Below are 26,220 nucleotides of genomic sequence, written 5' to 3' on the forward strand. Positions count from 1 at the left end.
GAAGTTTGCAAGAATGCGATCAGGCGCGGGTCATCAGATGCGGCAACAGCGCGCCCGAGGCATGCGGGACCACCTTGATGCCCGGCGCATGCAGGATCGGCTGCACGTATTGCAGCAACGGCAGCACCAGCGCGTTGTCGGCAATATAACGGCTGACGCCCTTCCAGCCTTCAATGCGCTTGGCCTCGTCCGGTTCGCCCCAGAGCGGGTTGATCATGTCGATCAGATCCTGTCCGTCCCAAACCGAGTGGGGCGAGGGGCCATACATGGCAAACCCGGTCGAGGTTGTCGGATCGCCCACCGAGTTGCCCCAGTTGTAGAACGCCGCCGGTGCAAGTTGGTCGGCCGCGCGCAGTTCGTAATGCTTGGCGACCTCATAGACTTCGATCTCGGCCTCGATGCCAACCCGACGCCACAGCCCGACGATGGCTTGGATGATCTCATAATCCTTGGGCTTGAAACCACGGGTGGTCTGGATGGTGAACTTGACCGGGTTGTCGGTGGAATAGCCAGATTCAGCCAACAGCGCCTTGGCCCCTTCGGGGTCATAGGGCGTCTTGATGGTGGCATCATAGGCGTCGTATTCCGGCGTCTCAAGCGTATCGATCGGCACGCCATAGCCCGACAGAAGGCGGTCGACGATGGCCTGTTTGTCCACCGCCATGACGGCGGCCTTGCGCACGTTCGGGTCGGTCATCACCTCGATATCGTTGAAGAAGATCATCCCGATATCCGAAATCGGCGCGGCGACACCTTCCAGTTTGCCGGCCTTGAGGCGGTCAAACTCTTCATAGGGCATTTCCAGCGTGACATGGGAATTGCCCGATTCCACCTCGGCCACGCGGGCGGCGGCGTCGGTGACGAACTTGATCGTCACGGATTTGAACTCCGGCGCGCCGCCCCAGTAGTTTTCGTTTGCCTTCAGGCGGACATAGGCGTTGCGCTCGTATTTCTCGACCATATAGGGGCCGGTGCCGATCGGCGCGGCCTCGAACCCGTCGGCGCCGACCTTTTCGTAATAGGCCTTGGGCAGCACGTAACCGGTGAGGAAGTACATCCATTTGAAGATGGTCGGGTCGAACTGTTTCACGTCGGCAATGACGCGATTGTCCTCGACCCGGTGGTTTTCCAGCGTGCCCCAGACGAACTGGATCGGGCTTCCGGTCTCGGGGTTGGCAACGCGCGCCAGGCTCCAGGCCACGTCCTCGGCGGTAAAGTCCGACCCATCGTGCCATTTCACGCCTTCGCGCACATCCATCCAGATCTGGCTGCGGTCGTCATTCCAACCCCAGGCGGTCAGCAGGCCGGGGGCCGGTGCAAGGTCGGGTTGTTGCAGGATGAACTGATCGAATACCGACTGGTAGATGCCCTGAATGGTCGGGTTCACCGCCGAGGAGCCCACGGTCGGATCCCAGCTCGGCAGGTTGACGTTATAGGCGATGATCAGCTCGTCGATCTGTTGCGCCCAGGCGAAGTTCGGCGCGGCAGCGGCCAGTGTAGCGGCGGCCGCCGTGCCCTTGAGCAGGCTGCGTCGTGTCAGTTTGGTCATGTCGTTCCCCTGTTGATTTTGTAGGATTTGTTATTCGTTTTGTACGGTCTGTCTTACCATAGGTTCGGTCGATTTCTCCTGATCGGTTATTTCCCGGCCAGTTTCAGGCCAAGCTGATACCCGGCCCCGGCGCCTGTCCCGGCCCCGGGCCAAACGGCGGCGCCGGTCTGGTACAGCCCGGTGATCGGGGTCGAGCCGTCGGCATATCCGCGCGCCGGACGGAACAGGAAATGCTGGCTCAGGTGGTGACTGCCACACACCTGATCGCCGCCGACAAGGTTGGGATTGTCGGCCTCCAGATCCGTGGGCGCGACGATGCGCTGCGCCAGAATCTTGGAGCGGGTGCCGGGGGCATAGTGTTCGATCAGCGCCAGCGCGCGCTCAGCAAAGGGCTGCGCCGCCTCGTCCCAACTGGTCGCCGTGATCTTACCGGCGGCATCGCCCCGGATCTCGCCCGGGGCCATGCGCACCTGCACCCAAAGCGTATGCTGCCCTTCGGGGGCGCGGGACGGATCGACGGTGGTGGGTTGGCCCACCACGATCACCGGCTCGTCCGGCAACAGCCCCGCCGTGGCCTGCGCATAGGTGCGCGCCATCTGATCCAGCGACGGCGCGATATGGACATAGGCATAGTCGCGCAGCTCTGCCCCGGCGGCCCAGTCGGGCAGATCCGACAGCGCCAGATGGATCATCATCGTGCCCGGCGCATGGCGAAACTTCTTCATCGCGGTATCATAGCGGTCGGTGCCGCTGCCGCCGGTCAGTTCCAGCATCGCGCGCGGCGCCACATTGGCGATCACCGCCCGGTTTGCGGTAATGGTCTCGCCGCCCGCGATCACGCCGGTCGCCTTGCCATCCGCATGCAGGATGCGTTCAACCGGGGTGCTGCACAGAATGCGCCCGCCGCGGGCCTCGATCGCGCCCTGCATGGCGGTGACAATGGTGCCCGCCCCGCCTTTGCCCAAGGCCATGCCAAAGGCCTGGTTCGCCATCGCTTCAAGATAGGGGAACATCGCCCCCCCGGTGATATCGGGGGCAAAATCCAGATGCATCCCCCACGAGCCGAGAAGTGCCCGAAGTTTAGGCGATTCGAAGGTTTCCTCAAGCCAGACACGCGGGGAAGAGGCCAGAAAACGCGCCAGATCCAAGCTGCCGCCGGCCCCTTTCTTGCGCAGGGATTTCCACGCTATAGATGCTATTGCACGTAAATTCATCCGTGCCCCCAGCAATCCGAGGATATGTTCGGACTCGGCAGGAAAGGCCGCCGTCAGCGCATCCCATGCTTGCGCGTCGGTCTCTGACATCGCCGCGATGCGGGCGCGGTTCGCCACCGCATCGGTGCCGATCCCAAGCCATGTATCATCCGGGAAGACGCTGGCAAAACAGTTGCTTGCCCCGACGAACTCCAACCCATGCGTCGCCAGTTCCGCTGCATTCTCTTGAAAATACGGGGAGCCGGCAAACATGGACAGATTCATCGCGGCCCAGTCATGGGCAAAACCCGCGCCGGTATATTCCCCTGTGCGCACGGCACCACCGGGTTCGTCCGCCTGCTCCAGCACGATCACCGACCAGCCGCGTTTGGCCAGATGGTGCGCACAGACCAGCGAATTGACACCGCTGCCAATAATAACTGCATCCGCAGATAACTGTCCCAACACATACTCCCTATTCTTACCAATATATTTGCAAAAGCATTTAATCCTGTCTAGCATTGTTTCACATCCAGACGCCTGAGAGTGGCGTCAAGTCAGCTGAGGAGCAAAAGATGAGCGCATCAAACATTCTGGGCGATCTGGGGGCGATGCTCGCCTCGGGCGGGATCGAAGTGGTCGACTGCACCGGGGTGCTGAGCCCGGACACGCCAATTCTGCAATTGCCCGAAGATTTCGCCAAGAACACCCCTAAGGTCGAGATCCACAAGATCAGCGAATACGACGAAGACGGCCCGTTCTTTGCGTGGAACTGGATGGTTCTGGGGGAACATACAGGCACCCATTTCGATGCGCCGCATCACTGGATTACCGGGCGCGACAATCCCGAAGGCTATACCGATACGCTGAAGGTGCAGCGGCTGATCGCACCGGTCAACGTGCTCGATTTCTCCAAGGAATCCGGGGCCGACTCTGACTTCCTGCTGACCATTGATCATGTAAAGGCCTGGGAGGCCGAGCATGGCGAGATCAACGCCGGTGAATGGGTCGTTCTGCGCAGCGACTGGGACCAATACGGCGACGACGAAGCCAAGTTCCTGAACGCCGACGAAACCGGCCCGCACACCCCCGGACCCACCGCCGAGGTGATCCAGTATCTGATCGACAAGGGCATTGTCGGTTGGGGCAGCCAGTGCATCGGCACCGATGCGGGCATGGCCGGCGGGATGCAACCGCCCTACCCGGCGCATAACCTGCTGCATGCCAACAACCGCTTTGGTCTGGCCTCGCTGGCCAATCTGGACCAACTGCCGGCCAAGGGTGCCATCCTGATCGTCGCCCCGCTGAAGATCCAGAAGGGCACCGGCAGCCCGATCCGCGCGCTGGCGCTGAAGCCGAAGGACTGAAGCCATGAGCGGGGTCGATCACGTCATCATCGGAAGCGGGATCAACGCGTTGGTCGCGGGCGCGCTGCTGGCGCGCAAAGGCAAGAAAGTCATGTTGCTGGAGCGCGAATCCCGCGCTGGCGGCTGCATGATGACCGAAGAGGCCACGCTGCCCGGCTTTCAACATGACGTGATGGCCGCCACCTTTGTGCTGTTCCTGACCTCGCCCGCCTATGGCGAACTGGCCGAGGATCTGGGACGGCACGGGCTGGAGTTCTGTCATACCGCCCATCCGACCGCCGTGTTGCGGCCGGGTGGGCGCGCCACCGTACTGAGCATGGAGCGCGCGGCGAATGTGGCCGCGTTCAATGCGCTGGCCGAGGGCGACGGCGATCGCCATGCCGCCGACGTCGGCGGTATCGAGGCCGACGCGCCGTTTCTTTTTGCTCTGCTGGGCGGTGACCTGTGGTCGCGCGGCACCGCGAAGCTGTTGGCCGCGCAGGCGTGGAAACGCGGGCTGAACGGGTTGAAATCATGGATCGGCGAAGCGCTGATCCCGGCGCGCGGCTGGCTTGAGACCAGCTATGACAGCGAAGATATTCAGGCGCTTTGGGCCCCTTGGGTGCTGCATTGCGGGTTGACGCCCGAGTCGACCTATTCCGGCCAGATGGCAAAGGTCGTGGCCTTTGCGCTGGAGGCTGCCGGTGCGCCGGTGGTCAAGGGCGGCACCGCCCGCGCCGTCGATGCCTTTCGCGCCTTGATCGAAGAACATGGTGGTGAGATTCGCACCGGGGTTGATGTGGATCGTATCCTTGTCGAGCGCGGCCGCGCCACCGGGGTCGAGACCGCCGCGGGCGAAAAGATCATGGCCGGCAACGTGCTGGCCTCGGTCGCCCCCGGCCAGCTTATGACTCGGTTGCTGCGCGATCATGCCCGCCCCGAGGATCAGGCGGGCGCGCGCGCCTATCGTCATGGGCGCGGCGATTTCCAGCTCCATTTCGCGCTGGAGCGCGCCCCCGAATGGCTGACCGACGGGCTTGACGATGTGGCGCTGATCCATCTCTCGGACGGCATCGACGCGGTGTCAAAATCCGCCAACGAGGCCGAGCGCGGGATGATCCCGCAGACCCCGACCATCTGTGTCGGCCAGCCGCACCGGCTGGACCCGAGCCGCTGCCCCGAGGGCAAGGCGATCCTATGGCTGCAAATCCCTGACGCGCCGCGCGTGATCAAGGGCGACGCGGCGGGCGAGATCGCGATCAGCGGCCAGTGGGACGAAGCCACGCGCGAGGCCTATGCCGACCGGATCGAGGCGATCCTTGCGGCGCATATCAAGGATTTCGACGCCATCAAGCTGGCGCGCCGGGCCTATTCCCCCGCCGATCTGGAAGCGATGAACGTGAACCTTGTGGGCGGCGACCCCTATGGCGGGCAATGCGGCATCGACCAGTTCTTTGTCTTTCGTCCGTTCCCGTGGTCGCGCAACGGCACGACGGCGCTCAAGGGGTTGCACCATATCGGCGCCTCGACCCATCCCGGACCGGGGCTGGGCGGCGGCTCGGGCTTCAACGCCGCCAAAAGGCTGGGCGGATGAAGGATCAGGTCACGGCACCGCGCCGGCTGGGCGAAATCGGGCTGAATAATTTCGCGCCCTATCTGATGAACCGCATCATGGGCCGCTATAACGCCAGCCTGCGCGAGGATATGGCGCATCAGGGTATGAGTACGCCCAAGATGCGCGCGCTGGCGGTGCTGGCGGTGATCGACGGCATCCTGATTCGCGAACTCTCGATCTATGCCGTGGTCGAGCAATCCACGCTCAGCCGGGCGCTGGACGGGCTTGCGGGCGACGGTCTGATCCGACGCGAGACCGACAAGGACGACAGCCGCGCCACCCGCGTCTTTATCACCGAGACGGGCCGCGCCGCGTTCGAGCGGCATTGGCCCGCCATGGCGCGCGCCTATGAACAAATGTTTCACGGGATCTCGGAGGCCGAACAACAGGCCTTTCTGGCGATCCTGCACAAACTCCTGCGCAATGTGCGCAGGAACGAATTCTGAGGGAAAAACATGGCCGAAAGATCCTTTAAAAAGGAAGTCGAGCACCTGCGTCAGGGCAAGGGAGAGACCTTTACCGGCGAGGGGATTCTGGCGATCACCAAGGCGTTGCTGGAAAACGGCGTCGGCTATGTCGGCGGCTATCAAGGCGCGCCGATCAGCCACCTGATGGACGTGCTTGCAGATGCCGAAGAGCTGTTGGGCGAATTGGGTGTGCGGTTCGAGGCCAACGCCTCAGAGGCGGCGGCGGCGGCCATGCTGGCGGCCTCGGTGCATTATCCGATCCGCGGGGCGGTCACCTTCAAGGGGCCGGTCGGGGTGAACGTCGCCTCGGATGCGCTGGCCAACCTTGCCTCATCCGGCGTCAATGGCGGCGCGCTGATCATCGTCGGCGAGGACTATGGCGAAGGCTCCTCGATCATGCAGGAGCGCAGCCACCCTTTCGCGATGAAATCACAGATCTGGCTGCTGGACCCGCGCCCCAGCCTGCCCTCGATCGTCAAGGCGGTGGGCGACGGGTTTGCTCTGAGCGAGGCGTCGAACACCCCCGTCATGATGACCGTGCGCATCCGCTCGTGCCATGTGACCGGCAGTTTCGAGTGCAGCGACAACGTTGCCCCGCCCCTGACGGTGAAGGACGCGCTGTCGAACCCGAAAAAGGATTTCAACCGCGTGGTGCTGCCGCCGGCGGCTTTCGCGCACGAGCAGGACAAGATCGACAACCGCTGGCCTGCCGCCGAGAAATACATCATCGAGCACAAGCTGAACGAGATGTTCGGGCCGAGCGATGCCAAGATCGGCCTTGTCTGCCAAGGCGGCATGTATAACGGCGTGGTCCGGGCGTTGCAGCGGCTGGGGCTGGCCGACATCTATGGCAACTCTGATATCCCGGTCTATTGCCTGAACGTGACCTATCCGCTGGTCAGCGATGAATTCGCCGCCTTTGCCGAGGGCAAGGACGCTGTTCTGGTCATCGAGGAGGGCCAGCCGGAATTCATCGAACAGACGCTCTCCACCTTTATCCTGCGCAAGGGGCTGAAGGTGCGGCTGCATGGCAAGGACATGCTGCCGATGGCCGGAGAATACACCGGCAAGGTGATGCTGGACGGGCTGACCGCGTTCCTCAAGGAACATGGCCCCGATCTGCTGCCGGGCCAGGCCCGTGCACCGAACCAGCCCGCACCGGCGATCCCCGACCTGTCGAAAACCGTGCCGACCCGGCCGCCGGGCTTTTGCACCGGCTGCCCGGAGCGGCCGATCTTTGCCGCCATGAAACTGGTGCAGGAAGAGCTGGGCGAGCACCAGATCACCGGCGATATCGGCTGTCACCTGTTTGCCTGCCTGCCGCCCTTTGAGGTCGGCGGCTCCACCATGGGCTATGGGCTTGGCCCGGCCTCCAACGCCGCCTTTGACGGCGGCGGGGAAAAGCGCGCGATCTCGATTCTGGGTGATGGCGGGTTCTGGCACAATGGCCTGTCGTCCTCGATCGGCAACATGGTGTTCAACAAATCCGACAGCGTGGCGGTGATCGTCGACAACTATTATTCGGCCGCCACCGGTGGGCAGGATGTGCTGTCGTCGCGCGCCGACAACCCGACCAAGGCGACGCAGAATTCGATCTCGGACGCGGTGAAGGGGATCGGCGTCAAATGGGTGCGCCAGATTGATCGCACCTATGACGTGACCAAGATGCGCGACACCCTGCGCGAGGCGCTGACCACCGATGAGCCGGGACCGAAGATCATCGTCGCCTCGTCCGAGTGCATGTTGAACCGCCAGCGTCGCGAAAAGCCGCTGCGCAACAAGGCGATCAAGGACGGCACCCGGGTCGAGGTGCCGCGCTTTGGCGTCGACGAGGACATCTGCACCGGCGATCACGCCTGCATCCGGCTGTCGGGCTGCCCATCGCTGTCGCTGAAGAAACTGGACGATCCGCTGCGCGACGATCCGATCGCGCATATCGACCAGTCTTGCGTTGGCTGCGGCAACTGCGGCGAGGTGGCCGATGCCGCCGTGCTCTGCCCCAGCTTTTACCGCGCCGATGTGGTGCATAACGCCACCGGGTTTGAAAAATGGTGGCAGGGCCTGTCAACCAGTGTGATCCGTTGGCTGCAAAGCCGCCGCGCCGCCAAACGCCTTGAATTCCCGGAGACCGTCTGATGAGCATCCAGCAAGCCCTGGCCCCGCGCCAGCCCGACGAGAAACTGAACACCATCATCAAGCTCGCTGTCCTTGCCGTCGGCGGTCAAGGCGGCGGGGTGCTGACCAACTGGATCGAGGCCACCGCCCGGTCACAGGGGTATGCCTGTCAGGCGACCTCGGTCGCGGGCGTGGCACAGCGGACCGGCGCCACGATCTATTACATGGAAATGGCCCCGATGGGCGAGGTCGCGCCGGTGTTCTCGCTTGCCCCTGCGGCAGGGGATGTGGACGTGATGATCGCGGCCGAGATGATGGAGGCCGGGCGCGCCATTCTGCGCGGCTTTGTCACCCCCGACCGCACCACGCTGATCGCCTCGACCCACCGGGCGCTGGCGGTGTCGGAAAAGATGGTGCCGGGCGACGGCATCGCCTCGTCCGAGGAGGTGCGCGCGGCGGCAGAAGTGGCCGCCGACAAGCTGATCCTGTTCGATATGGACCGGCTGGCGATTGAGAACGGCTCGGTGATCTCGTCCTCGCTGTTCGGGGCGCTGGCAGGATCTGGCGCGCTGCCGTTCCCGCGCGCGGCCTTCGAGGATGCGATCCGCGCCTCTGGCAAGGGGGTCGAGGCCTCGCTGCGGGCCTTTGGTGCCGCGTTTGAGCGGGCGCAGAATGCCGCCGTCGATCCAGCCGAGGCGACAAAAGTCGCGCCAGCACCGGCCACGGCAGCGCCGCAAGGCCCTGCGCAGCTGACCAGGAAGTGGGAGGCGCTGACCACCCGCGTGAGCGCCCTGCCCGCCCCGGCGCAGGAGATGGCGCAGCACGGGTTGCGCAAGGTGGTAAAGTTTCAGGACGTCGCCTATGGCGCGGAATACCTTGACCGGCTGGAAACGATTGCCTCGCTGGACGAGGTTGGGCACGGGTATGAGCTGACAGTGGAGGCGGCGAAATACATCGCCAACGCCATGGCCTATGACGATGTGATCCGGGTGGCCGACCTGAAAACGCGCGGCGCACGTTTCGCCCGCATTCAGGACGAGATGGGCGCGGGCGACCGCCCCGTCGCGCTGACCGAATTCATGCACCCCCGCGCCGAGGAAATCGCCGGCATGTTGCCCGCAACGATGGGTGCCAAGGTCGAGGCGAACCCGAAGACCATGGCGCGGCTGGATCGCTGGTTCAACAAAGGCCGGCACGTGCGCACACACAAGCTGGGCAATTTCCTGATGCTGTACGTGCTGGGCGGGCTGCGCGGCTATCGCCGTCGCACCCTGCGCCACAGGTATGAGCAAGAACACCTGACCCGCTGGCTGGACAATGTGAAAGGCGCAGTGGCGCAGAACTATGCCTTTGCCGTCGAACTGGTGCGCTGTCGGCGGCTGGTCAAAGGCTATTCCGACACCCATGCGCGCAGCCTGTCGAAATTCGACCGGGTAATGGAGGGGGCGGAATTGGTACGCACCCGCGAAGACGGGGCCGATTGGGTCGCCCGACTACGCGAGGCAGCACTCAAGGACGAAAAGGGCGAGGCGCTGGACGGTGCGATCCAGACGGTGCGCAGCTTCGCCTGATTCAGCCATAGGACCACCGGCGGTTTCTCCTCTCGCCGGGATCTGCAAGGAAGGCCCGTCGATTTCGGCGGGCTTTTCTTTTGCCGCAGAAAGATCGGTCAGTCCGGTCACACGGAGCGCAACGTCAGCCGGGCGCGCGCCTGCCCGTGGGGTGGCGCACGCTACAGATGAGCGGCGCGCTTTATGGCCGCCAAATTCATCCCCGCTGTGAACAGAGCACACCATTGCCAAAGCGCCAGCCCGCCGGGACGGGCAGGTGCGCGCCCGGCACCTTCGGTGCTGTTCGTGCGCTTTCAGATCTCAAACCAAACGCCCGACGTTGGAGCGCCCGGCGTCGTTTGAACCCTGCGGGTGGGTACGCCCCTACTCTTCTTGCCTCGCCAAGGCCCGGAACGCAGACTGCTCGTACAGCAATGGCTCGCCCTCGCCGAATCGCACGCTGCGGATGCTGCCGATATAGACCACGTGACTACCCGCCTCGGTCCGCTCGGTGACGTCCAGCGACAGGCTCATCAGCGCGTCGGCCAGATAGGGCAGCCCCTTGTCATCCCTGCGCCAGTCACCCTGCGCGAACTTGTCCTCGCCGGTCACGCCGCCGGCCCCCCCAAAGCGCAGCGCCAGATCCTCGGCCTCTTGCCCCAACAGGTTGACGTTGAAGTGACCCGTCTTGGCCACGGCGGCACAGGTGCCGGTGCTCTTGTTCAGACAGACCAGCAGGCTGGGCGGATCGGCGGTCACGGAACAGACCGCCGTCGCCGTGATTCCGCGCCGAGCCTCCCCGTCTTGGGTGGTGACCAGTGTCACCACCCCGGGAAAGCGGCGCATCGCGTCGCGAAAAAGGTCAGGTGAGATCCCCATACCCATCTCAGGCCGCCCTCAGGTCCTGCAAATACGCGGCAGCTTCTGCCGGGTCGGCGAACCACGGGAAGAAGTCGCGCGGATCGTCGAACGCGTTGGCCATCCGATGCGCCAGACGCGGCTCGACACAGGCGGTGCCCATGATTTCCAGCACGAAGTCGGGCGGGGGGGCCAACATCATGTTAGTCCATTGCACCACCCATTTGGCATAGTTCCAATAGGCGTCAAAGGTGCCCTGCATCCACGCCGCATCAAACGCCTGATCCTCGCGCTCCAGAATACGCTTGAGATAGACCGCCGCCGCCTTGGCCGCGTTGTTCGACCCCTGCCCGGTGATCGGGTCATTGAGACAAACAGTATCGCCCAGCCCCAGCACCTGCCGCCCCGAGGGCAGCGTAGCGACGGGTTTGCGCACGGTCGGGGGAAAGCGGCCCGCCAGAATGCCATTGTCGTCGGTCAGCTCAAGATCGTGGCAGCGCTCGGCCTCCCACGGCAGGAAGGTATCGAGGATCCATTTCGACCGTTCCAGATGCTGCTCGGGCGAGGTGACATCGCCCCAGCAATCCATCGGGCCACCCGGCACCCCTTCGAGCACCATGATTTCACAGGGACCGGTGGTGGTCAGCGCCGGAAACACGAAATATTCCCCGACGCCGGGGATCAGGTTGAAGCAAACCGCCGAATGCTCCGGGCGCGGCGTCATCCCCGTCACATAGGTCAGTGCCAGCGCACGCTGCGGTTTGTCATAGGGGGATTTACCAGCGTCGCGTTCGAACATCCGGCCAATCTCGCCCTTGCCCGAGGCGACAATCACCAGATCATCCTCGGCGGCATAGTCTTCCAGCTCGTCGATCCCGGCATCGGCAATCACCAGTTCACCGCCCAGCTTGGTGAACTCGGCCAGCCAGCGCGGGATTTTCACCCGCTGATCCACCGAATAGGCGTTGCGATCCAGCCGCCCGGTCCAGTCGATCACCTTTTCCCCCGGTGCCTCGGGGTTGGGCACGGAAAAGTTGATGCCTTCGACCGGCGGGCAACTGTCCGTCCAGAAATCGATGCCCAGATCGCGCTCGTGCTGGATCGAGGCGCCGAACATGCATTGACTGGACAGCACCTTGCCTGTTGCGATGTCCTCGGCGGTGCGATTTTGCACCACGCGCACCTTGTGCCCCGCCTTGAGCAGGCCGATGCCCAGTTGCAGCCCGGACTGGCCGCCGCCGATGATCGTGAATTTCCGCATTGTTTGAAATCTCCCGTGTTGGTCTTTTGTTGATTTTGTCGCCTGTTCAGGCCCGGATCAGTCCATCAGCAACGGAATGGCGGCGGCGGCCCGTTCCGGCCCCATGGCAGTGTAGCCCCCATCGACGCGAATATCGGTACCGGTGATGAACCCGGCCTCGTCCGAGCACAGAAACAGCACGGCGCCCGCAACCTCCTCCGGATCGCCAACGCGACCCATCAGGTGGAACGGGGCCGCGACGCTGTCGGTCTTTTCCCGGTTGCCGCCGGTCAGCTCATCCATGATGTTCGACCAGGTCCAGCCGGGCGAGACCGCGTTGACGCGGATACCCTCGGGGGCCAGATCCATCGCCTGATTGCGCGTCAGTTGCAGGATCGCTGCCTTGGACACCGGGTAAAGCCAGCGCCCGGTCTGTGCCACCCGCGCCGAGATCGAGCCGAAATTGACGATCGCGCCCTTGTTTTTCGCCAGTTCCGCGCGCGCGGCCTGCATCAGCATGACCGACCCGACAAGGTTCACATCCAGCGCCTCAAGCCATTCGGCGCGGGTCGAGTCGATGCCATTGTCGAGATAGGTGCAGGCGACGTTGACCAGAAAGTCGATCCGCCCGAATTGCTTCAGGGTGGTTTCAACCAGCGCCGCGATCTGTGCATCGTCGCGAATGTCGGTCTCGCTGAACGCCACCCCCTCGGCCTCCAGCGCGCGCCCGGCCTCGGCATTGATATCGGCCACCATCACCCGCGCGCCCGCCGCACGAAACGCAGCCACCACGGCGGCACCGATCTTGGTCGCGCCGCCGGGCACGATGGCCACCTTGCCGTTCAATCCTCGCATACTCGGTCTCCCTGCTTTGTTTTAGGCTTGAAGTAAATCTTACCGGGGGGCCGGGCGGGCGCTATCCGGCGGGCGAAGCCCCTATCCGAAAAACGAAACTTTTTGACGCAGCGTCGTTTTGCCTGCTAGCATCGCGAAGTTTTCCCGCCGGGGATGCATCAGGAGTGCAGGATGGGCACATTGGCGAACCGGGCCCCGCTTTCGGCGCACCAGTTGTTTCGCAGCCAAGATCTGGACGAGACCCGGGACCGGGTGGCGCAAATCTATTGTCCGCACCGGTTGGAAACGCTTGGGCGCACCCCTTTCGATGCCCGGCACAATCACATCCGGGGCGAACGGATGTCGCTGAATTATATGGAATACGGCGCCCACACCCGGATCGACCCGGGCGAGTTGGGGAATTTCTATTTGGTACAGATCCCGCTCTGCGGCGGGGCGCGGATCGTCAATGGCACGGATCGCTATACCTCGGACCGGACCGCGGCGGCGGTGCTGAACCCGCACAAATCCACCTCGATGACATGGGCCGGGGGCACCCGGCAGATTCTGGTCCAGATCGACCGGAGCGCGCTGCAAAAGCTGTTGTGCGATCTGCTCGGCGCGCAGATGCAGCGCCCGCTGAAGTTCAACGGGCCGCTGAATATCCAGCAGGGCCCCGGCAGCGCGCTTGGCCAGTTCGTGCTGCATCTGGTGCGCGAGATCGACGCCGGGAGGTCCGATTTCGGCCGGGCCGGGCTGATGAACCGTCAGATCGAAAGCACCCTGATGACCGGGCTGATCGAGGCGGTGGACAACAATTATTCCGGCTTCCTCGGCCGCCCGACGGGCTCGGCGGCGCCACACAAGCTGCGCCGCGCCGAAGACTATATCGAGGCGCGGCTGGACCAGCCCCTGACGCTGGAAGAGATCGCCCGCGCCGCTGGCACCAGCGCGCGCAGCCTGCAAATGGCGTTTCGTCAGTTCCGCGGCACCACGCCGCTGAACTTCCTGCGCGACCGGCGGCTGGACAAGGCCCATCAGGCCCTGTCAAAGGCGCGCCCCGGCACCACGGTCACCGATATCGCATCAGCCTGGGGGTTCACCCATCTGGGCCGCTTTTCGCAAAGCTATCGTGACCGGTTCGGGCAACCGCCCAGCGACACGCTGCGCGCCGCCCTGAACGGCGGCCGCTTTCACTGAGCGCGCGGTCCCCGGGGGAGTCCCGAGGGCCGGTCAGGCCACCGCTTGGGTGCCGGTTCCGGCCTCGTTTTCGGCCTCGTTTTCGGCCTCGATTTCTGTCGCGCGTTCGCAAGTCCAGACGGTGCGTTTGGACTTCTCGGCGATCCGCTCGAACCCGGCGGCGCGCAGGATGTTCTTGCATTCGCGCATGCCACCGATGCCATAGGCCTTTGGGTGGAATTCCAGAACCATAGCACGGAACCCGGACAGATCGGCGTGGCGCAGGATCTCTTGTTCGCCACCCTCGATATCCATCACCAGAACCGTGGGGTTCAAGGCGGCGCAGACCTCGGAAAAGCTTTCAGTCGGCACCTCGACCGCCCTACTCTTGCGCCGACTGGGTTCAATCAGGGATGACCCAAGATAGCTGCTATGGACATGAAACGTCATCGTGTCGGGTCGCTCTGGCGCGCTGACCAGCACCGCGTTGCGGACCGAGATCCGCGCGCCCAGATCATTGGCGGCATAAAGCGCCTCGATCGCCGGGATCAGCTCGGGATTGGCCTCGAAGGAATGCACCGCGCGCGGCTTTGCCTTGGCCGCGATCACCGCGCCCACCACGCCGATGCCAGCGCCGATTTCCAACACCACGTCCTCGGGGCGCACCACATGCAGCGCGCCGGCCATTTCCAGCCCCTCGTATTGCGCCGCATTGATCCGCGCGATGCGCTTCTCGGTCAAGAAGGGCGAAGCGGGCACCTTGACCCCAAGGCATTCGGCGGCGATTTCGGAAAACTCTGTCTGCTCGGTCTCTGTCTGCTCGGTCTCTGTCTGCTCGGTCATGGCGGTGGCCCCGCATTGGTTGATTTGGCCAGCATCCTGTTGCGCCCGCCCCGTGAAAGCAAGCACCGGCCCCGCACCGTCCTCGCATTAACCGCAAGCGAGTCCGCTTTGCATCACCCCTGTAATCCCGCCTCTGGGGGCGTCAGACCTGCGGCACGATCAGAACCAGCCCGTCCAGCACCTTCGATGCCTCGATCTGGCAGGCAACAGCCGTGTTCCCCCTCAGCCGCGCCGCGTGCAGCACGGCCGCGCGCCAGATCATTCGTGTATTCCGGCCCGTCCTGCCCCCGAGGGCCGCCACCCGGCAGGTCTGGTTTTTTCTTTCGTGCTGAAATCATGGGCATTTTGCCATTGCTGCGTTGCAGCAAACGCAAGGCGGATATGTAGCTATGCGCTCTAGTCAAGTCAGTATTTATGACCAATTATCAGAACACGGGGGGCCACTATCACATTTGAAGGCAAGGGTCCAAAATGGCACATATTACGACACACTCGCACGCTGGCATTTCCATTCTCCGTCCTTTCGTGGCTTTTGGTCACGGCCTGATGAACTGGATGGAACGCATTGCAGTCGCAAATTCGCGGATTGAAGAGATCCAGAAACTGCAAGCGCTGAGCGACGAAGAGCTGGCCAAACGCGGCATTGAGCGCGAAAAAATCGTCCATCACGTGTTTGCTGACCGTATCGGTTTCTGAGCGCGCGATCAGACCCAACAAGCCAGAACCGGGGCGGATGCCGCCCCGGTCTGTCGTGTCCTCACCTGAGCAGCAGGCGCGACACCACCGGCGCAAGCCGGTCCCTCAGATCCGCATCGGGAACAACGGCGCGCAACACTTCCAGCGCCAGATCCTGCGTCTGCACATCCTCCTGTCGCAAGCGGGCCAAGGCCCTGATCAGGTCCGGGTGCGCGCACAAGCCATCCTGCCACCGCCAGACCGGCTGATCCTCGCCGGGCGTGGCGACAAGGCCGCAGCGGCGCGCCGGGGGCGCATCCTTCCACAGTAGCATCGCGATATCGGCCAGAACCGCGTCAGCAGACAGGATTTCTGCGTCCAGTATCTCTGGGCCCGGCATCTCCGCGCCCGGTGCAGCAAGATCAACACTGTCCACCGCCGGATCGGTCAGCGTCGCCTCACCGCCCCAGCCCGCGCGCAGCGCCGGGCCATAGATCTGGCGAGCCAAGGCCAGCTGGCTGTCGTCCTGCGAGGTGTACAACGTAATCCGTTGCACCAGCGGGCGCAGCACGGGCAGCAGGTCTCGGAACCGTTCGGCATCCATGTCGGGAATGGCAAAGATCAACTGGCCAAAGATCGCCTGCTGCTCTGGCCCCCCCTCTCCCCTTCGCGCGGCGATAAGTTCGAGCGCATCCGCCAGCACCTGAGCGCCCATGCCACGGGCCAGCAGATGCGGGCGCGCCGGACCGGGCTGCGCCGCGAGCCCCTCAAGCATCCGCGCCAACTGTCGGGCACTGGTGCGCGTCGCGGCGCTGTCGGCCATATAATCAAGCGTCGAGCCCGAGGCAGGCCATGAAAAAAGGATTGCCCGCTCCGCCCCGCCCAGCGCCTGCGCGATCAGTGCAGCCCGACGCGCTCCTTGTTCGAACCGGGTTGAGGCGCCGGGCACATAGACCAGCGCGCCCTGCTCTGGAGCCGACCTGAGGCGATCCAGCCACTCTGGTTGGGCCATCGGTTGAACCGCGCGCAGCTTGGAAACATCGCCTGCCCCCTCCTGCTTCGGGCGCGATACGGTTGCGATGCCCCACTCCGGTTCGCCCCGCCCCGGAGCGTAAAAAAGCGGCGCCTCTGGATCGCCGCTTTGCCCCCTGTCTGTAAAATAATAGACTGGGATCGTTTGAAAATCCCCGGCCGCCAATGGGTCAGGAAGATCCGGGGTCGCCATGCCCAGCGCCGCCGACAGATCGGCGATATCGCGGGCCGTCTGGCCCAATGCCTCGGGCGTGGCCCCGGCGCTGCGCTGCTCGCCATACATTGATATCAAGGTGTCGCGCGCCGCTGTCGGCTGTCCGGTGTCGCGCAACAGGGCCGCCGCCTCGCCATAGATCGGCACCGGGTCAAACCCGAGGGTGTCACGATAGTGCACCGCGAAATCAGCCAGTTTGGCAATCGCCTGTGCCGCCTGTTCCACTTGCCCCGCCTCGATCATCAGGCTGGCAGCCATACGATAAAGGTCAAAGGCCGCGCGCGGGTCAAAGCCACTTGCAGGGTCGATGTTGCCGGTCAACCGGGCGATCCGCTCCAGTGCCGCGTCGGGGTCGGTCTCGGCCAGATAGGGGAGCGTGGCAAAGCTGTCGCCGCCCCCGGCCCGGGCCGCCGGGGCAATCCCCGGGCACAGGCAGAGGGTAAGGAGCAGGAGGCGGGCAAGACGGACAAGGGCGGGCATGGGGGGAGATCCTTTGGCGCGCGGTGGAACCATTCATTCCACCCCTGCAGCCAAACGACCAGCCCAAAATCAGACCCTAAATCAGGGAGTTTCAGGGGCATTTTGTACAATCCGCCCGCACCGCGCCTTTTGAACCGAACAGCGCGTTTCGACTTGCCCCCTCAGGGCGAACTCCGCAGAACTAAGGGGGGCGTACTGGGCGAAAGCCAGAGACTTCATGTTACGGAAAATGGAGAGAGCTAGATTTTTCGTTACATTTTACTTGATCCGAATCGCCCTGAGCCGTAATACCCGACCAATCGGTCGCCTATTGAGCATTTTAAGACTGGAGAACTCGACGCATGGACGCTTTCATCTGCGACGCGCAACGTACCCCGATCGGACGCTATGGTGGGGCCCTGTCCCAGGTCCGCACCGACGACCTGGCCGCGATCCCGATCGCCGCCCTGATGGCGCGCAATCCGCAGGTCGACTGGGCCAGCGTCGATGACGTCTTCTATGGCGATGCCAATCAGGCTGGCGAGGATAACCGCAACGTCGCCCGCATGGCGGCGCTGTTGGCCGGGCTGCCGGTCGAGGTGCCGGGCACCACGGTGAACCGGTTGTGCGCCAGTGGCATGGATGCGGTCGGCATGGCCGCCCGTGCGATCCGCGCCGGGGACTATGACATGGCGATTGCCGGCGGCGTGGAAAGCATGTCGCGCGCGCCGTTCGTCATGCCCAAGGCGACCAGCGCCTTCAGCCGCGCCAACGCGGTCTATGACACTACCATCGGCTGGCGGTTCCCGAACCCCAAGATGAAGGCGCAATATGGCATCGACTCGATGCCCGAGACCGCCGACAACGTCGCCGCCGACTATGACATCAGCCGCGAAGATCAGGACGCCTTTGCCGCCCGCAGTCAGGCCCGCTGGGCTACGGCGCATGAGGCCGGTATCTTTGCCGAGGAAATCACCCCGGTCATCATCCCGCAGCGCAAGGGTGATCCGGTCGTGGTCGACACCGACGAACACCCCCGCCCGGGCACCGGGACGGCGCAACTGGCCAAGCTGCGCGGCGTCAACGGGGCCGATCTGAGCGTGACCGCTGGCAATGCCAGCGGCGTCAACGATGGCGCGGCGGCGCTGCTGCTGGCCAATGCGGCGACGGCGGCCAAGAACGGGCTGACCCCGATTGCCCGCGTGGTGGCGATGGCCGCCGCCGGCGTGGAGCCGCGCGTGATGGGCATCGGGCCGGTTCCTGCCAGCCGCAAGGTGCTGGCGCGGGCGGGACTCACCATCGAGCAGATGGATGTGATAGAGTTGAACGAAGCCTTCGCCAGCCAGGGTCTTGCCACCCTGCGCGAGCTGGGCGTGGCCGACGACGCGGCGCATGTGAACCCGAACGGCGGTGCCATCGCCATCGGTCACCCGCTGGGCATGTCGGGGGCGCGACTGGTGCTGACGGCGGCCTATCAGTTGAAACGCACGGGCGGGCGCTATGCGCTGTGTACCATGTGCGTCGGAGTTGGACAGGGCGCGGCCCTGATCCTTGAACGCGTGTAACCCGGGAGGAGACCTGCGATGTATGCACAGATGATCAAGACCGCCGGAACCGGCGTCAAATCCCCAGAGGAAATGACAGAGGAGGAACGCAAGTTCCAGGCGCATGTGGACGCGAATGAAAAGGTCGAGCCCAAGGACTGGATGCCCGACGATTACCGCGCCACGCTGATCCGCCAGATTGGTCAGCATGCGCATTCGGAAATCGTGGGTCAGCTTCCCGAGGGCAACTGGATCACCCGCGCCCCCACGCTGGAGCGCAAGGCGATCCTGTTGGCCAAGGTGCAAGACGAGGCCGGGCATGGGTTGTACCTGTATTGCGCGGCGGAAACGCTGGGCATCAGCCGCGACGAGCTGACCGAGGATCTGCTCTCGGGGAAGATGAAGTACAGCTCGATCTTCAACTATCCGACGCTGACCTGGGCCGATATCGGCGCGGTGGGTTGGCTGGTGGATGGCGCAGCGATCATGAATCAGGTGCCGCTGCAGCGGACCTCGTTCGGGCCCTATTCCCGCGCGATGATCCGGATCTGCAAGGAGGAGTCGTTTCACCAGCGCCAAGGCTATGACATCATGATGAAGATGGCCAAGGGCAGTGAAGCGCAAAAGCGGATGGCGCAGGATGCGCTGAACCGGCTGTGGTTCCCGTCGCTGATGATGTTCGGCCCGTCTGACAAAGAGTCGGTGCACAGCGCCCAGTCGATGGCGTGGAAGATCAAGATCAACACCAATGACGAACTGCGCCAAAAATTCGTCGACCAGACGGTGCCGCAGGTCGAATATCTGGGCCTGACCGTTCCGGACGAGACCCTGAGCTGGAACGAAGAGCGCGGCCATTATGATTTCGCAGAGCCCGACTGGGGCGAATTCTTTGACGTGCTCAAGGGCAACGGCCCCTGCAACACCGACCGTCTGAGCGCCCGGCAGGAGGCTTGGGCCGAGGGCAAATGGGTGCGCGACGCGATGATGGCCCATGCCCGCAAGAAATCTGCGGCACAGGTCGCCGCGGAATAACAGCCCCGAATAACAGACCGGTTTGGCGGGCTGATTGCCCCGCCAGCCCAAACCCAGTTCCCGGCGTGCCAAGATGGCAACCGGTGCCAGGAGGAGACACCATGAAAAACGAATGGCCCCTTTGGGAAGTATTCATCCGCGGTCAGCACGGCATGTCACACCGCCATGTGGGCAGCCTGCACGCGCCCGACGCCGAAATGGCGATCAAGAACGCCCGCGACGTCTATACCCGCCGCAATGAGGGCGTGAGCATCTGGGTCGTCGAGGCCAAGCATATCGCCGCCTCGTCGCCCAGCGACAAGGGCCCGCTGTACGAGCCGAGCGCGTCCAAGGTGTATCGCCACCCGACGTTCTTCGACATCCCCGAGGAAGTGGGGGCGATGTGATGAGCACCGCAGTGACATCGGGCGATGACGCCCTGTTTGAATTCCTGTGCCGGATGGGGGACAGCACCCTTGTTCTGGGGCACCGGGTCAGCGAATGGTGCGGCCATGCGCCGGTGCTGGAAGAGGACATCGCGCTGGCCAATACCGCGCTGGACCTGATCGGTCAGACCCAGCTTTGGCTGGGGCTGGCGGGCGAGGTCGAAGGCAAGGGCCGCGATGCCGACAAGCTGGCCTTTCTGCGCGATGGCTGGGATTTCCGCAGCGCGCTGCTGACCGAGGTGCCCAATGGCGATTTCGGTCGCACGTTGATGCGCCAGTTCCTGTTCGACGCCTGGCATTCGATTTATCTTGGGCGGCTGTTGAAAAGCAGCGACAAGCGGGTTGCCGATATCGCCGAGAAGGCCAGCAAGGAAGTGTCCTATCATCTGGAACGCTCGGCTGACACGGTGGTGGCGCTGGGGGATGGCACCGAGGAAAGCCATGCCCGCATGGCCGATGCGCTGGCCTATCTGTGGCCCTATGTCGGCGAGTTGTTCGCTGGCGATGCGGTCGACGCGGCGATGGTCGAGGCCGGGGTCGCCCCCGATCCCGCCAGCCTGCGCGAAGAGTATGACGCGCTGGTGGGCCGTATTCTGGAGGAGGCAACGCTGGCCCTGCCAGAGGGTCGATTTGCCCATAAGGGCGGGCGCGACGGGCGCATGCACACCGAACATCTGGGTCACATCCTGACGCAGATGCAGTGGTTGCAGCGCGCCTATCCGGGTTGCACCTGGTAACAGTGATGACACATGCAAGCGTTGATCAGGTCTGGGATTGGCTCGCTGCCGTCCCAGATCCCGAGATCCCTGTGATCTCGCTCACCGATCTGGGCATCATCCGGGATGTGGCCTGGCAGGACGACACGCTGATCGTGACGGTCACGCCGACCTATTCCGGCTGCCCGGCGACCTCGATCATCAACCTCGATATCGAGACCGCCCTGCGCGGCCACGGCATCGAAAAGATCGAGCTGAAGCGGCAGTTGTCGCCAGCCTGGACCACAGACTGGCTGACGGAGGGCGGCAAACGCAAGCTGGAGGCGTTTGGCATCGCCCCGCCGCAGCCCGCTGGCGGCCCGGACCACTGCCCGCATTGCGGGTCCAAATCCATCGAGAAGATCAGCCAGTTCGGCTCGACCCCGTGCAAGGCCACGTGGCGCTGCAAGGACTGTCTTGAACCCTTCGATTATTTCAAGTGCATCTGAGGAGAAGCAGATGGCGCGTTTCCACGATCTGACCGTGACCGATATCCACAAGACCATCCGCGACGCGGTGGTGGTCACGCTGAAACCACAGCAAGGCGACGAGAGCGCCTTTGATTTCACCCAAGGGCAATACCTGACCCTGCGCCACGACTTTGACGGCGAAGAGCTGCGCCGCAGCTATTCGATTTGCGCCGGCAAGGACGAGGGCATTCTTCAGGTCGGGATCAAGCGGGTCGACGGCGGCGCGTTCTCGACCTGGGCCAATGAGGCGCTGAAGGTGGGCGACAAGGTGCAGGCGATGGCGCCAATGGGCAGCTTTCACACACCGATCGACCCGAATGCCGCGCGCAGCTATCTGGGCTTTGCCGGCGGCTCGGGCGTAACGCCGGTGCTGTCGATCCTGAAGACCACCCTGTCGCGCGAGCCGAAATCGACCTTTACGCTGGTTTATGCCAACAAGGGCGTGAACACGATCATGTTCCGCGAAGAGCTGGAGGATCTCAAGAACCTCTATATGGGGCGGCTGAACATCATCCATATCCTCGAGTCCGACGCGCAGGAGATCGATCTGTTCACCGGGCTGGTGACGCAAGAGAAATGCGGTGAGCTGTTCGAGCATTGGATCGACATCGAAAGCGTCGACACCGCCTTTATCTGTGGGCCGGAACCGATGATGCTGGGCATCGCGGCGGCGCTGCGGGCGCATGGGCTGGGTGACAGTCAGATCAAGTTCGAGCTGTTCGCAAGCGCACAGCCGGGTCGGCTGGCACGCAAGGCGGTCAGCAAGGATGCGGCCAGCAGCGCCAACCAGACCCGCGCGTCGATCACGCTGGACGGGGCGACCCAGACGGTGACCATGGGCAAGGACATGTCGATCCTTGACGCGGCGCTGGAGAACGCGATGGACGCGCCCTATGCCTGCAAGGCGGGGGTCTGTTCGACCTGTCGCTGCCGGGTAATCGAGGGCGAGGTCGAGATGGTCGCCAACCATGCGTTGGAGGATTACGAGGTCGAGAAGGGCTATGTGCTGTCCTGCCAGTCCTATCCGCTGACCGATACCGTCACCGTCGATTACGACCAGTAAGGGGGGCTGAGCATGGCCGAAGACATGAGCATTGCAAGCTATCTGGCCCAGGGCGGGGTTCTGAGCAACCCGGCCAATGTGCCGCCACGCTATCGCGCCGAATTGATGAAGCTGATGGCGACCTTTGTCGACAGCGAGCTGGCCGGCGCCGCTGGCTTTGCCGACATCATCAACCAAGGCCCGGGCATCAAGGAGCGGATCGCGGCCGCCAAGATTGTGCTGGAAAAGACCGACAACGCCGACCGGGTGTTGCGCATCATGGGCGATTTCGGGGCCGATACCGACCGCTATGCCACGCATCACCCCTGGTCCGCGCGGCTGGAGCGGGGGGCCGATATCGGCACCGCGCGCACCGAGCATGACATGAGGCTTGCCGTCTTCAACTATCCGCTGGAGGGCTGGGCCGACGCGGTGGTGATGAACCTGCTGATGGGCCGCGCCGTGGCGGTGCAGATGGCCGAGTTCTCGATGGTGTCCTACCAGCCGCTGGCCGAAGCGTTCCGCGCCATTGCACCGATCGAGGCGCGCCATGCGGAACTGGCCGAGGAAGGCGTGATCAAGCTGATGGAGCACGGCAATACCGTCTTGCAGGACAGCGTCAATTACTGGTGGCCACGGGTCGCGGCGAGCTTTGGCTCGACCGCCTCGACCAAGGCCGAGAGCCTCAAGGCGATGGGGCTGCGCCGCTCCACCAATGCCGAGCTGAAAGCCCGGTGGGAGGCCGAGGCCGGCACGGTTTTGACCCGGTTGGGTGTGGCGGTTCCGGCGTAAAGCCCCCCTACGTGACGCGGCCCCCAAACCGGGGCCGCGTTTCCGCCTAATCCGCTTCCAACTTGGCGAGGGTGCCCAGCAGCATCCGGGCCAGCTGCGCCACCTGAGCCTTGCTCAGCGCGCGGGACAGGATCGTCTTGTCGTGATCGCCCACGGCGCGCATCGCCAGTTCGGCACGGGCGGCGCCCTCCGCTGTCATCTGCACAAAGCGGCTGCGCGCGTCTTGCTCGTTTTCCAGCCGAATGATGCAGCCCTCCGCCTCCAGTTGCTTGAGAACCTTGGTCATTCCGCCCGAGGTGATCAGGACCGCGCGGTACAGCTCGGTCGGGGTCATGCGGCGCGGCGCGGGCTGCGCGCGCAGGGTCACCAACACCTCGAACCCCGCCGGGGTCAGCCCGATCCCGGCCAGCAGCTTTCGCGTGCTGTCGAGCACGATGTCGTTGAGACGGATCAGCGCGAGCATGACTTCGGTTTCGGGGGAGGATACCTCTGGCCAGTTTTCCCCGAGCTGCGCCAAAACCTGCGCGATGGTGTGTTTTCCGGTCATCGCCCCGCCGCCTTCCCCGTTTTTTATCTTGCCGGAAAGGTACATCTTTCCTAGATATCGGAAAACATCTTTCTGGAAAGGGAGTGTCATGCGGACATTTTCGGACCGCCTGCGCCACACAATACTGTTCGAAGCCATCGCCGTGGCCCTTGTCGCGGTCGGCGGTGGGCTGATCACCGGGCACGGAATGATGAGTATCGGCGCGCTGAGCCTGATGCTCAGCCTTATCGCGATGACCTTGAACCTGATCTATAACTGGCTGTTCGACCTTTGGGACCGGGCCTATCGCGCCATGGCACGCCGGGGCGCGGGCTTGCGCGCGGTGCATGCCATCCTGTTTGAAGCGGTCATGCTGGTTGCCGGGCTGTTCGTCACCGCCTGGTGGCTGGAACTGTCGTATCGCGACGCCCTGATGCTGGATCTGGGGTTTGCGGTGTTCTTCCTGATCTATGCCTTTTGCTTCAACTGGACCTATGACGTGGTGTTCCCGGTGCCGCGCACCGCCTGAGCGCCCCGGCGTTCAGATCCCCTGCACGCCCTTGAGCGTCAGGTTACAGACCAGATCGGCATAATCGTCGCGTTCCTGTGCCCCGGCGTCCGAGTTCCACATGAAATACCAGTTCAGCATGCCATAGACCGACATGGTGACGCCGCGCAGTTTGTCGGGGTGTGTCTCGAACACCTCGGGCGCGATATCGTGCAGGCAGCGGCCCATCAGCTTGATCATGTCGCGTTGATAGGCGCGCATCTGGTCCTGCTGGTCCTCAGGCAGGGCCGAAAGCGCGCTGATCTGCACCTGATGTTCGTGATCGGCCCCCTGATAGGCGCGCAGGATCTCGCGGATTACCCGGCGCAGCCGATCGTCCGGGTCCAAGCCTTCGGTATCGACGCCAAAGATGCGATCCCTGAGACGGGACAGATAGCTGTCCAGAATGTCGAACAGGATCGCATCCTTGCTGTCGTAGTAGTGATAGATATTGGCCTTGGAGATCCCGCATTCCGCCGCGAGCTTGGTCATCGAGGCGCGATCGAACCCCTCTTCGGCGAACACCTTGGCCGCCGATTTGAGGATCTGCGCGCGTTTCTGATCATGGTCTTTGGCGATTGTGCGGGCCAAGAGTCACTCCTTCGGGCGGTTGTCGACGACGCGCACGGCCTTGCCCTGGCTGCGCACGACTTCGCCGGGATCCTTGACGTCAATCTCGGTCGAAACACCAACCACGTCCTTGATCCGTTTGTAAAGCATCCGCGCTGCGGCGGTCTTGGATGCCTCGTCGGTGGAATCACTGGCGCATTCCACATGCACGCGCATCGCATCCATCCGACCCGAGCGATACAGCTCGATCTGGAAATGGTTGGTCAGCCCGCCGGTGGCGATCACTTGTTCCTCGATCTGGGTGGGGAACACATTGACGCCGCGCAAAATCATCATGTCGTCGCTGCGCCCGGTGATCTTTTCCATCCGCCGCATCGAGCGCGCGGTGCCCGGCAGCAAGCGCGTCAGGTCGCGGGTGCGATAGCGGATCATCGGCAGCCCCTCTTTGGTCAGCGTGGTGAACACCAACTCGCCCATCTCGCCATCCGCCACCGGCTCGCCGGTCTCCGGGTTGATGATCTCGGGCAGGAAGTGATCCTCCCAGATCACCGGGCCGTCCTTGGTCTCGACGCATTCGCTGGCCACGCCCGGCCCCATGATTTCCGACAGGCCATAGATATCGACAGCATGCATGTCAAAGGCGTCCTCGACCTCGTGGCGCATGGCGTCGGTCCAGGGTTCGGCCCCGAACACACCGACCGAGAGAGAACAGGCGCGCGGGTCAAGGCCAGCCTTGTGGAACTGTTCGAGGATGTTGAGCATATAGGACGGCGTGACCATGATCCCGTCGGGTTTGAAATCGTCGAGCAGGGTGACCTGTTTCTCGGTCTGCCCGCCACTCATCGGCACCACGGTGGCGCCCAGACGTTCGATCCCATAATGCGCGCCGAGCCCGCCAGTGAACAGCCCATAGCCATAGGCGTTGTGCACGATATCCCCCGCCCGCAGGCCCGCTGCGCGCAGGGAGCGCGCGACCAGATCGGCCCAGTTTTCGATATCGCGTTTGGTATAGCCCACCACGGTCGGCTTGCCGGTGGTCCCTGAGGACGCGTGCAGGCGCATGATCTGTTCACGCGGCACGGCAAACAGCCCGAACGGGTAGTTGTCGCGCAGGTCGTTCTTGTAGGTGAACGGGAACTTGGCCAGATCGGCCAATGTCTTCAGATCGTCGGGATGCACGCCAGCAGCATCGAACCGCTGCTTGTACATCGGCACGTTGTCATAAGCGTGGCGCAGCGACCATTTCAGCCGGTCGAGTTGCAGCGCCTCGATCTCGTCGCGCGAGGCGATCTCGATCGCGTCAAGGTCGGCTTTGTTCGGGGTCAGATCCTTCATGGCGTCCTCCTCA

General features: G+C 63.7%; 25 protein-coding genes. 15 read left to right on the top strand and 10 right to left on the bottom strand.

All coding sequences use genetic code 11. From position 1 onward, the window contains the following. Positions 1-19: 19 nt before the first annotated feature. Complete coding sequence (locus E1B25_RS07090; RefSeq protein ID WP_132828062.1) at positions 20-1,549, bottom strand: ABC transporter substrate-binding protein; 1,530 nt, start codon at positions 1,547-1,549, stop codon at positions 20-22. An 86-nt stretch (positions 1,550-1,635) separates the two neighbouring features. Next, complete coding sequence (locus E1B25_RS07095) at positions 1,636-3,207, bottom strand: phytoene desaturase family protein (RefSeq protein ID WP_245510633.1); 1,572 nt, start codon at positions 3,205-3,207, stop codon at positions 1,636-1,638. Positions 3,208-3,317: 110 nt separating this feature from the next. On the opposite strand from E1B25_RS07095, the gene E1B25_RS07100 reads away from it, so the two are divergent. From E1B25_RS07100 to E1B25_RS07120, 5 genes are read left to right on the top strand one after another with little or no spacing between them, the layout of a single operon-like run. Next, positions 3,318-4,109 (top strand): cyclase family protein, encoded by a 792-nt coding sequence (locus tag E1B25_RS07100; RefSeq protein WP_132828064.1) that lies wholly within the window; start codon positions 3,318-3,320, stop codon positions 4,107-4,109. Positions 4,110-4,113: 4 nt separating this feature from the next. Beyond that, complete coding sequence (locus E1B25_RS07105) at positions 4,114-5,682, top strand: phytoene desaturase family protein (RefSeq protein ID WP_132828065.1); 1,569 nt, start codon at positions 4,114-4,116, stop codon at positions 5,680-5,682. Then, on the top strand, positions 5,679-6,149 hold the full coding sequence (locus E1B25_RS07110) for a MarR family winged helix-turn-helix transcriptional regulator (RefSeq protein WP_132828066.1): 471 nt from the start codon (positions 5,679-5,681) through the stop codon (positions 6,147-6,149). Before E1B25_RS07105 ends, E1B25_RS07110 begins: the two co-directional genes overlap by 4 nt. A 9-nt stretch (positions 6,150-6,158) precedes the next feature. Beyond that, positions 6,159-8,306: a thiamine pyrophosphate-dependent enzyme gene (locus E1B25_RS07115; protein WP_132828067.1), complete on the top strand. Its 2,148-nt coding sequence runs from the start codon at positions 6,159-6,161 to the stop codon at positions 8,304-8,306. After that, on the top strand, positions 8,306-9,856 hold the full coding sequence (locus E1B25_RS07120) for an indolepyruvate oxidoreductase subunit beta family protein (protein WP_132828068.1): 1,551 nt from the start codon (positions 8,306-8,308) through the stop codon (positions 9,854-9,856). The genes E1B25_RS07115 and E1B25_RS07120 overlap by 1 nt, the downstream gene beginning before the upstream one ends. 363 nt (positions 9,857-10,219) lie before the next feature. Here E1B25_RS07120 and E1B25_RS07125 read toward each other — a convergent pair whose 3' ends face one another. From E1B25_RS07125 to E1B25_RS07135, 3 genes are read right to left on the bottom strand one after another with little or no spacing between them, the layout of a single operon-like run. Beyond that, on the bottom strand, positions 10,220-10,681 hold the full coding sequence (locus E1B25_RS07125) for a flavin reductase family protein (protein WP_165937567.1): 462 nt from the start codon (positions 10,679-10,681) through the stop codon (positions 10,220-10,222). A 40-nt stretch (positions 10,682-10,721) separates the two neighbouring features. Continuing rightward, entirely contained in the window at positions 10,722-11,954 is a 1,233-nt protein-coding gene (locus E1B25_RS07130) for a styrene monooxygenase/indole monooxygenase family protein (protein ID WP_132828070.1), read from the bottom strand. A gap of 57 nt (positions 11,955-12,011) precedes the next feature. Further along, a complete protein-coding gene (locus tag E1B25_RS07135) occupies positions 12,012-12,788 on the bottom strand; it encodes an SDR family oxidoreductase (RefSeq protein WP_132828071.1) in 777 nt (258 codons plus the stop codon). 171 nt (positions 12,789-12,959) lie between these two features. Here E1B25_RS07135 and E1B25_RS07140 point away from each other — a divergent pair, with 171 nt between their 5' ends. Then, positions 12,960-13,967: an AraC family transcriptional regulator gene (locus tag E1B25_RS07140; RefSeq protein WP_165937568.1), complete on the top strand. Its 1,008-nt coding sequence runs from the start codon at positions 12,960-12,962 to the stop codon at positions 13,965-13,967. Between the two features lie 33 nt (positions 13,968-14,000). Here the strand turns inward: E1B25_RS07140 and E1B25_RS07145 are convergent, their stop codons facing one another. Continuing rightward, the gene (locus tag E1B25_RS07145) at positions 14,001-14,789 is read right to left on the bottom strand and encodes an FkbM family methyltransferase (RefSeq protein WP_132828073.1); all 789 of its coding nucleotides are present in this window, start codon (positions 14,787-14,789) and stop codon (positions 14,001-14,003) included. Between the two features lie 471 nt (positions 14,790-15,260). Here E1B25_RS07145 and E1B25_RS07150 point away from each other — a divergent pair, with 471 nt between their 5' ends. Beyond that, positions 15,261-15,485: a DUF1127 domain-containing protein gene (locus E1B25_RS07150; RefSeq protein ID WP_245510634.1), complete on the top strand. Its 225-nt coding sequence runs from the start codon at positions 15,261-15,263 to the stop codon at positions 15,483-15,485. Between the two features lie 61 nt (positions 15,486-15,546). Here the strand turns inward: E1B25_RS07150 and E1B25_RS07155 are convergent, their stop codons facing one another. Then, positions 15,547-17,190 (bottom strand): alpha/beta hydrolase, encoded by a 1,644-nt coding sequence (locus tag E1B25_RS07155; protein WP_165937569.1) that lies wholly within the window; start codon positions 17,188-17,190, stop codon positions 15,547-15,549. A 341-nt stretch (positions 17,191-17,531) separates the two neighbouring features. Between E1B25_RS07155 and pcaF the strand changes: the two genes are divergently transcribed. From pcaF to E1B25_RS07190, 7 genes are all read left to right on the top strand, one after another. Then, complete coding sequence (gene pcaF, locus E1B25_RS07160) at positions 17,532-18,734, top strand: 3-oxoadipyl-CoA thiolase (protein WP_132828075.1); 1,203 nt, start codon at positions 17,532-17,534, stop codon at positions 18,732-18,734. A gap of 18 nt (positions 18,735-18,752) precedes the next feature. Continuing rightward, positions 18,753-19,745 carry a 1,2-phenylacetyl-CoA epoxidase subunit PaaA gene (paaA, locus tag E1B25_RS07165; RefSeq protein ID WP_132828076.1) on the top strand — a complete coding sequence of 331 codons (993 nt, stop codon included), beginning with the start codon at positions 18,753-18,755 and terminating at the stop codon, positions 19,743-19,745. A 101-nt stretch (positions 19,746-19,846) separates the two neighbouring features. Next, a complete protein-coding gene (gene paaB / locus E1B25_RS07170) occupies positions 19,847-20,131 on the top strand; it encodes a 1,2-phenylacetyl-CoA epoxidase subunit PaaB (protein WP_132828077.1) in 285 nt (94 codons plus the stop codon). Continuing rightward, complete coding sequence (paaC, locus tag E1B25_RS07175; RefSeq protein WP_132828078.1) at positions 20,131-20,907, top strand: 1,2-phenylacetyl-CoA epoxidase subunit PaaC; 777 nt, start codon at positions 20,131-20,133, stop codon at positions 20,905-20,907. The genes paaB and paaC overlap by 1 nt, the downstream gene beginning before the upstream one ends. 5 nt (positions 20,908-20,912) lie before the next feature. After that, a complete protein-coding gene (gene paaD / locus E1B25_RS07180; protein WP_132828079.1) occupies positions 20,913-21,374 on the top strand; it encodes a 1,2-phenylacetyl-CoA epoxidase subunit PaaD in 462 nt (153 codons plus the stop codon). A 10-nt stretch (positions 21,375-21,384) separates the two neighbouring features. After that, the gene (locus E1B25_RS07185; protein ID WP_132828080.1) at positions 21,385-22,458 is read left to right on the top strand and encodes a 2Fe-2S iron-sulfur cluster-binding protein; all 1,074 of its coding nucleotides are present in this window, start codon (positions 21,385-21,387) and stop codon (positions 22,456-22,458) included. Between the two features lie 12 nt (positions 22,459-22,470). Then, entirely contained in the window at positions 22,471-23,229 is a 759-nt protein-coding gene (locus E1B25_RS07190; protein WP_132828081.1) for a Phenylacetic acid catabolic protein, read from the top strand. A gap of 46 nt (positions 23,230-23,275) precedes the next feature. Here E1B25_RS07190 and E1B25_RS07195 read toward each other — a convergent pair whose 3' ends face one another. Beyond that, positions 23,276-23,776 carry a MarR family winged helix-turn-helix transcriptional regulator gene (locus E1B25_RS07195; protein WP_165937570.1) on the bottom strand — a complete coding sequence of 167 codons (501 nt, stop codon included), beginning with the start codon at positions 23,774-23,776 and terminating at the stop codon, positions 23,276-23,278. Positions 23,777-23,864: 88 nt separating this feature from the next. Here E1B25_RS07195 and E1B25_RS22115 point away from each other — a divergent pair, with 88 nt between their 5' ends. Further along, the gene (locus E1B25_RS22115; RefSeq protein WP_165937571.1) at positions 23,865-24,284 is read left to right on the top strand and encodes a PACE efflux transporter; all 420 of its coding nucleotides are present in this window, start codon (positions 23,865-23,867) and stop codon (positions 24,282-24,284) included. A 12-nt stretch (positions 24,285-24,296) separates the two neighbouring features. On the opposite strand, the gene E1B25_RS07205 is transcribed toward E1B25_RS22115, so the two are convergent. Together E1B25_RS07205 and paaK are read right to left on the bottom strand one after the other, a co-directional pair. Then, entirely contained in the window at positions 24,297-24,893 is a 597-nt protein-coding gene (locus E1B25_RS07205; protein WP_132828083.1) for a TetR/AcrR family transcriptional regulator, read from the bottom strand. Positions 24,894-24,896: 3 nt separating this feature from the next. Then, positions 24,897-26,207: a phenylacetate--CoA ligase PaaK gene (paaK, locus tag E1B25_RS07210; protein WP_132828084.1), complete on the bottom strand. Its 1,311-nt coding sequence runs from the start codon at positions 26,205-26,207 to the stop codon at positions 24,897-24,899. Positions 26,208-26,220 lie beyond the last annotated feature (13 nt).

The sequence above is a fragment of the Antarcticimicrobium sediminis genome, from assembly GCF_004348975.1.
Classification (GTDB): Bacteria; Pseudomonadota; Alphaproteobacteria; order Rhodobacterales; family Rhodobacteraceae; genus Antarcticimicrobium; species Antarcticimicrobium sediminis.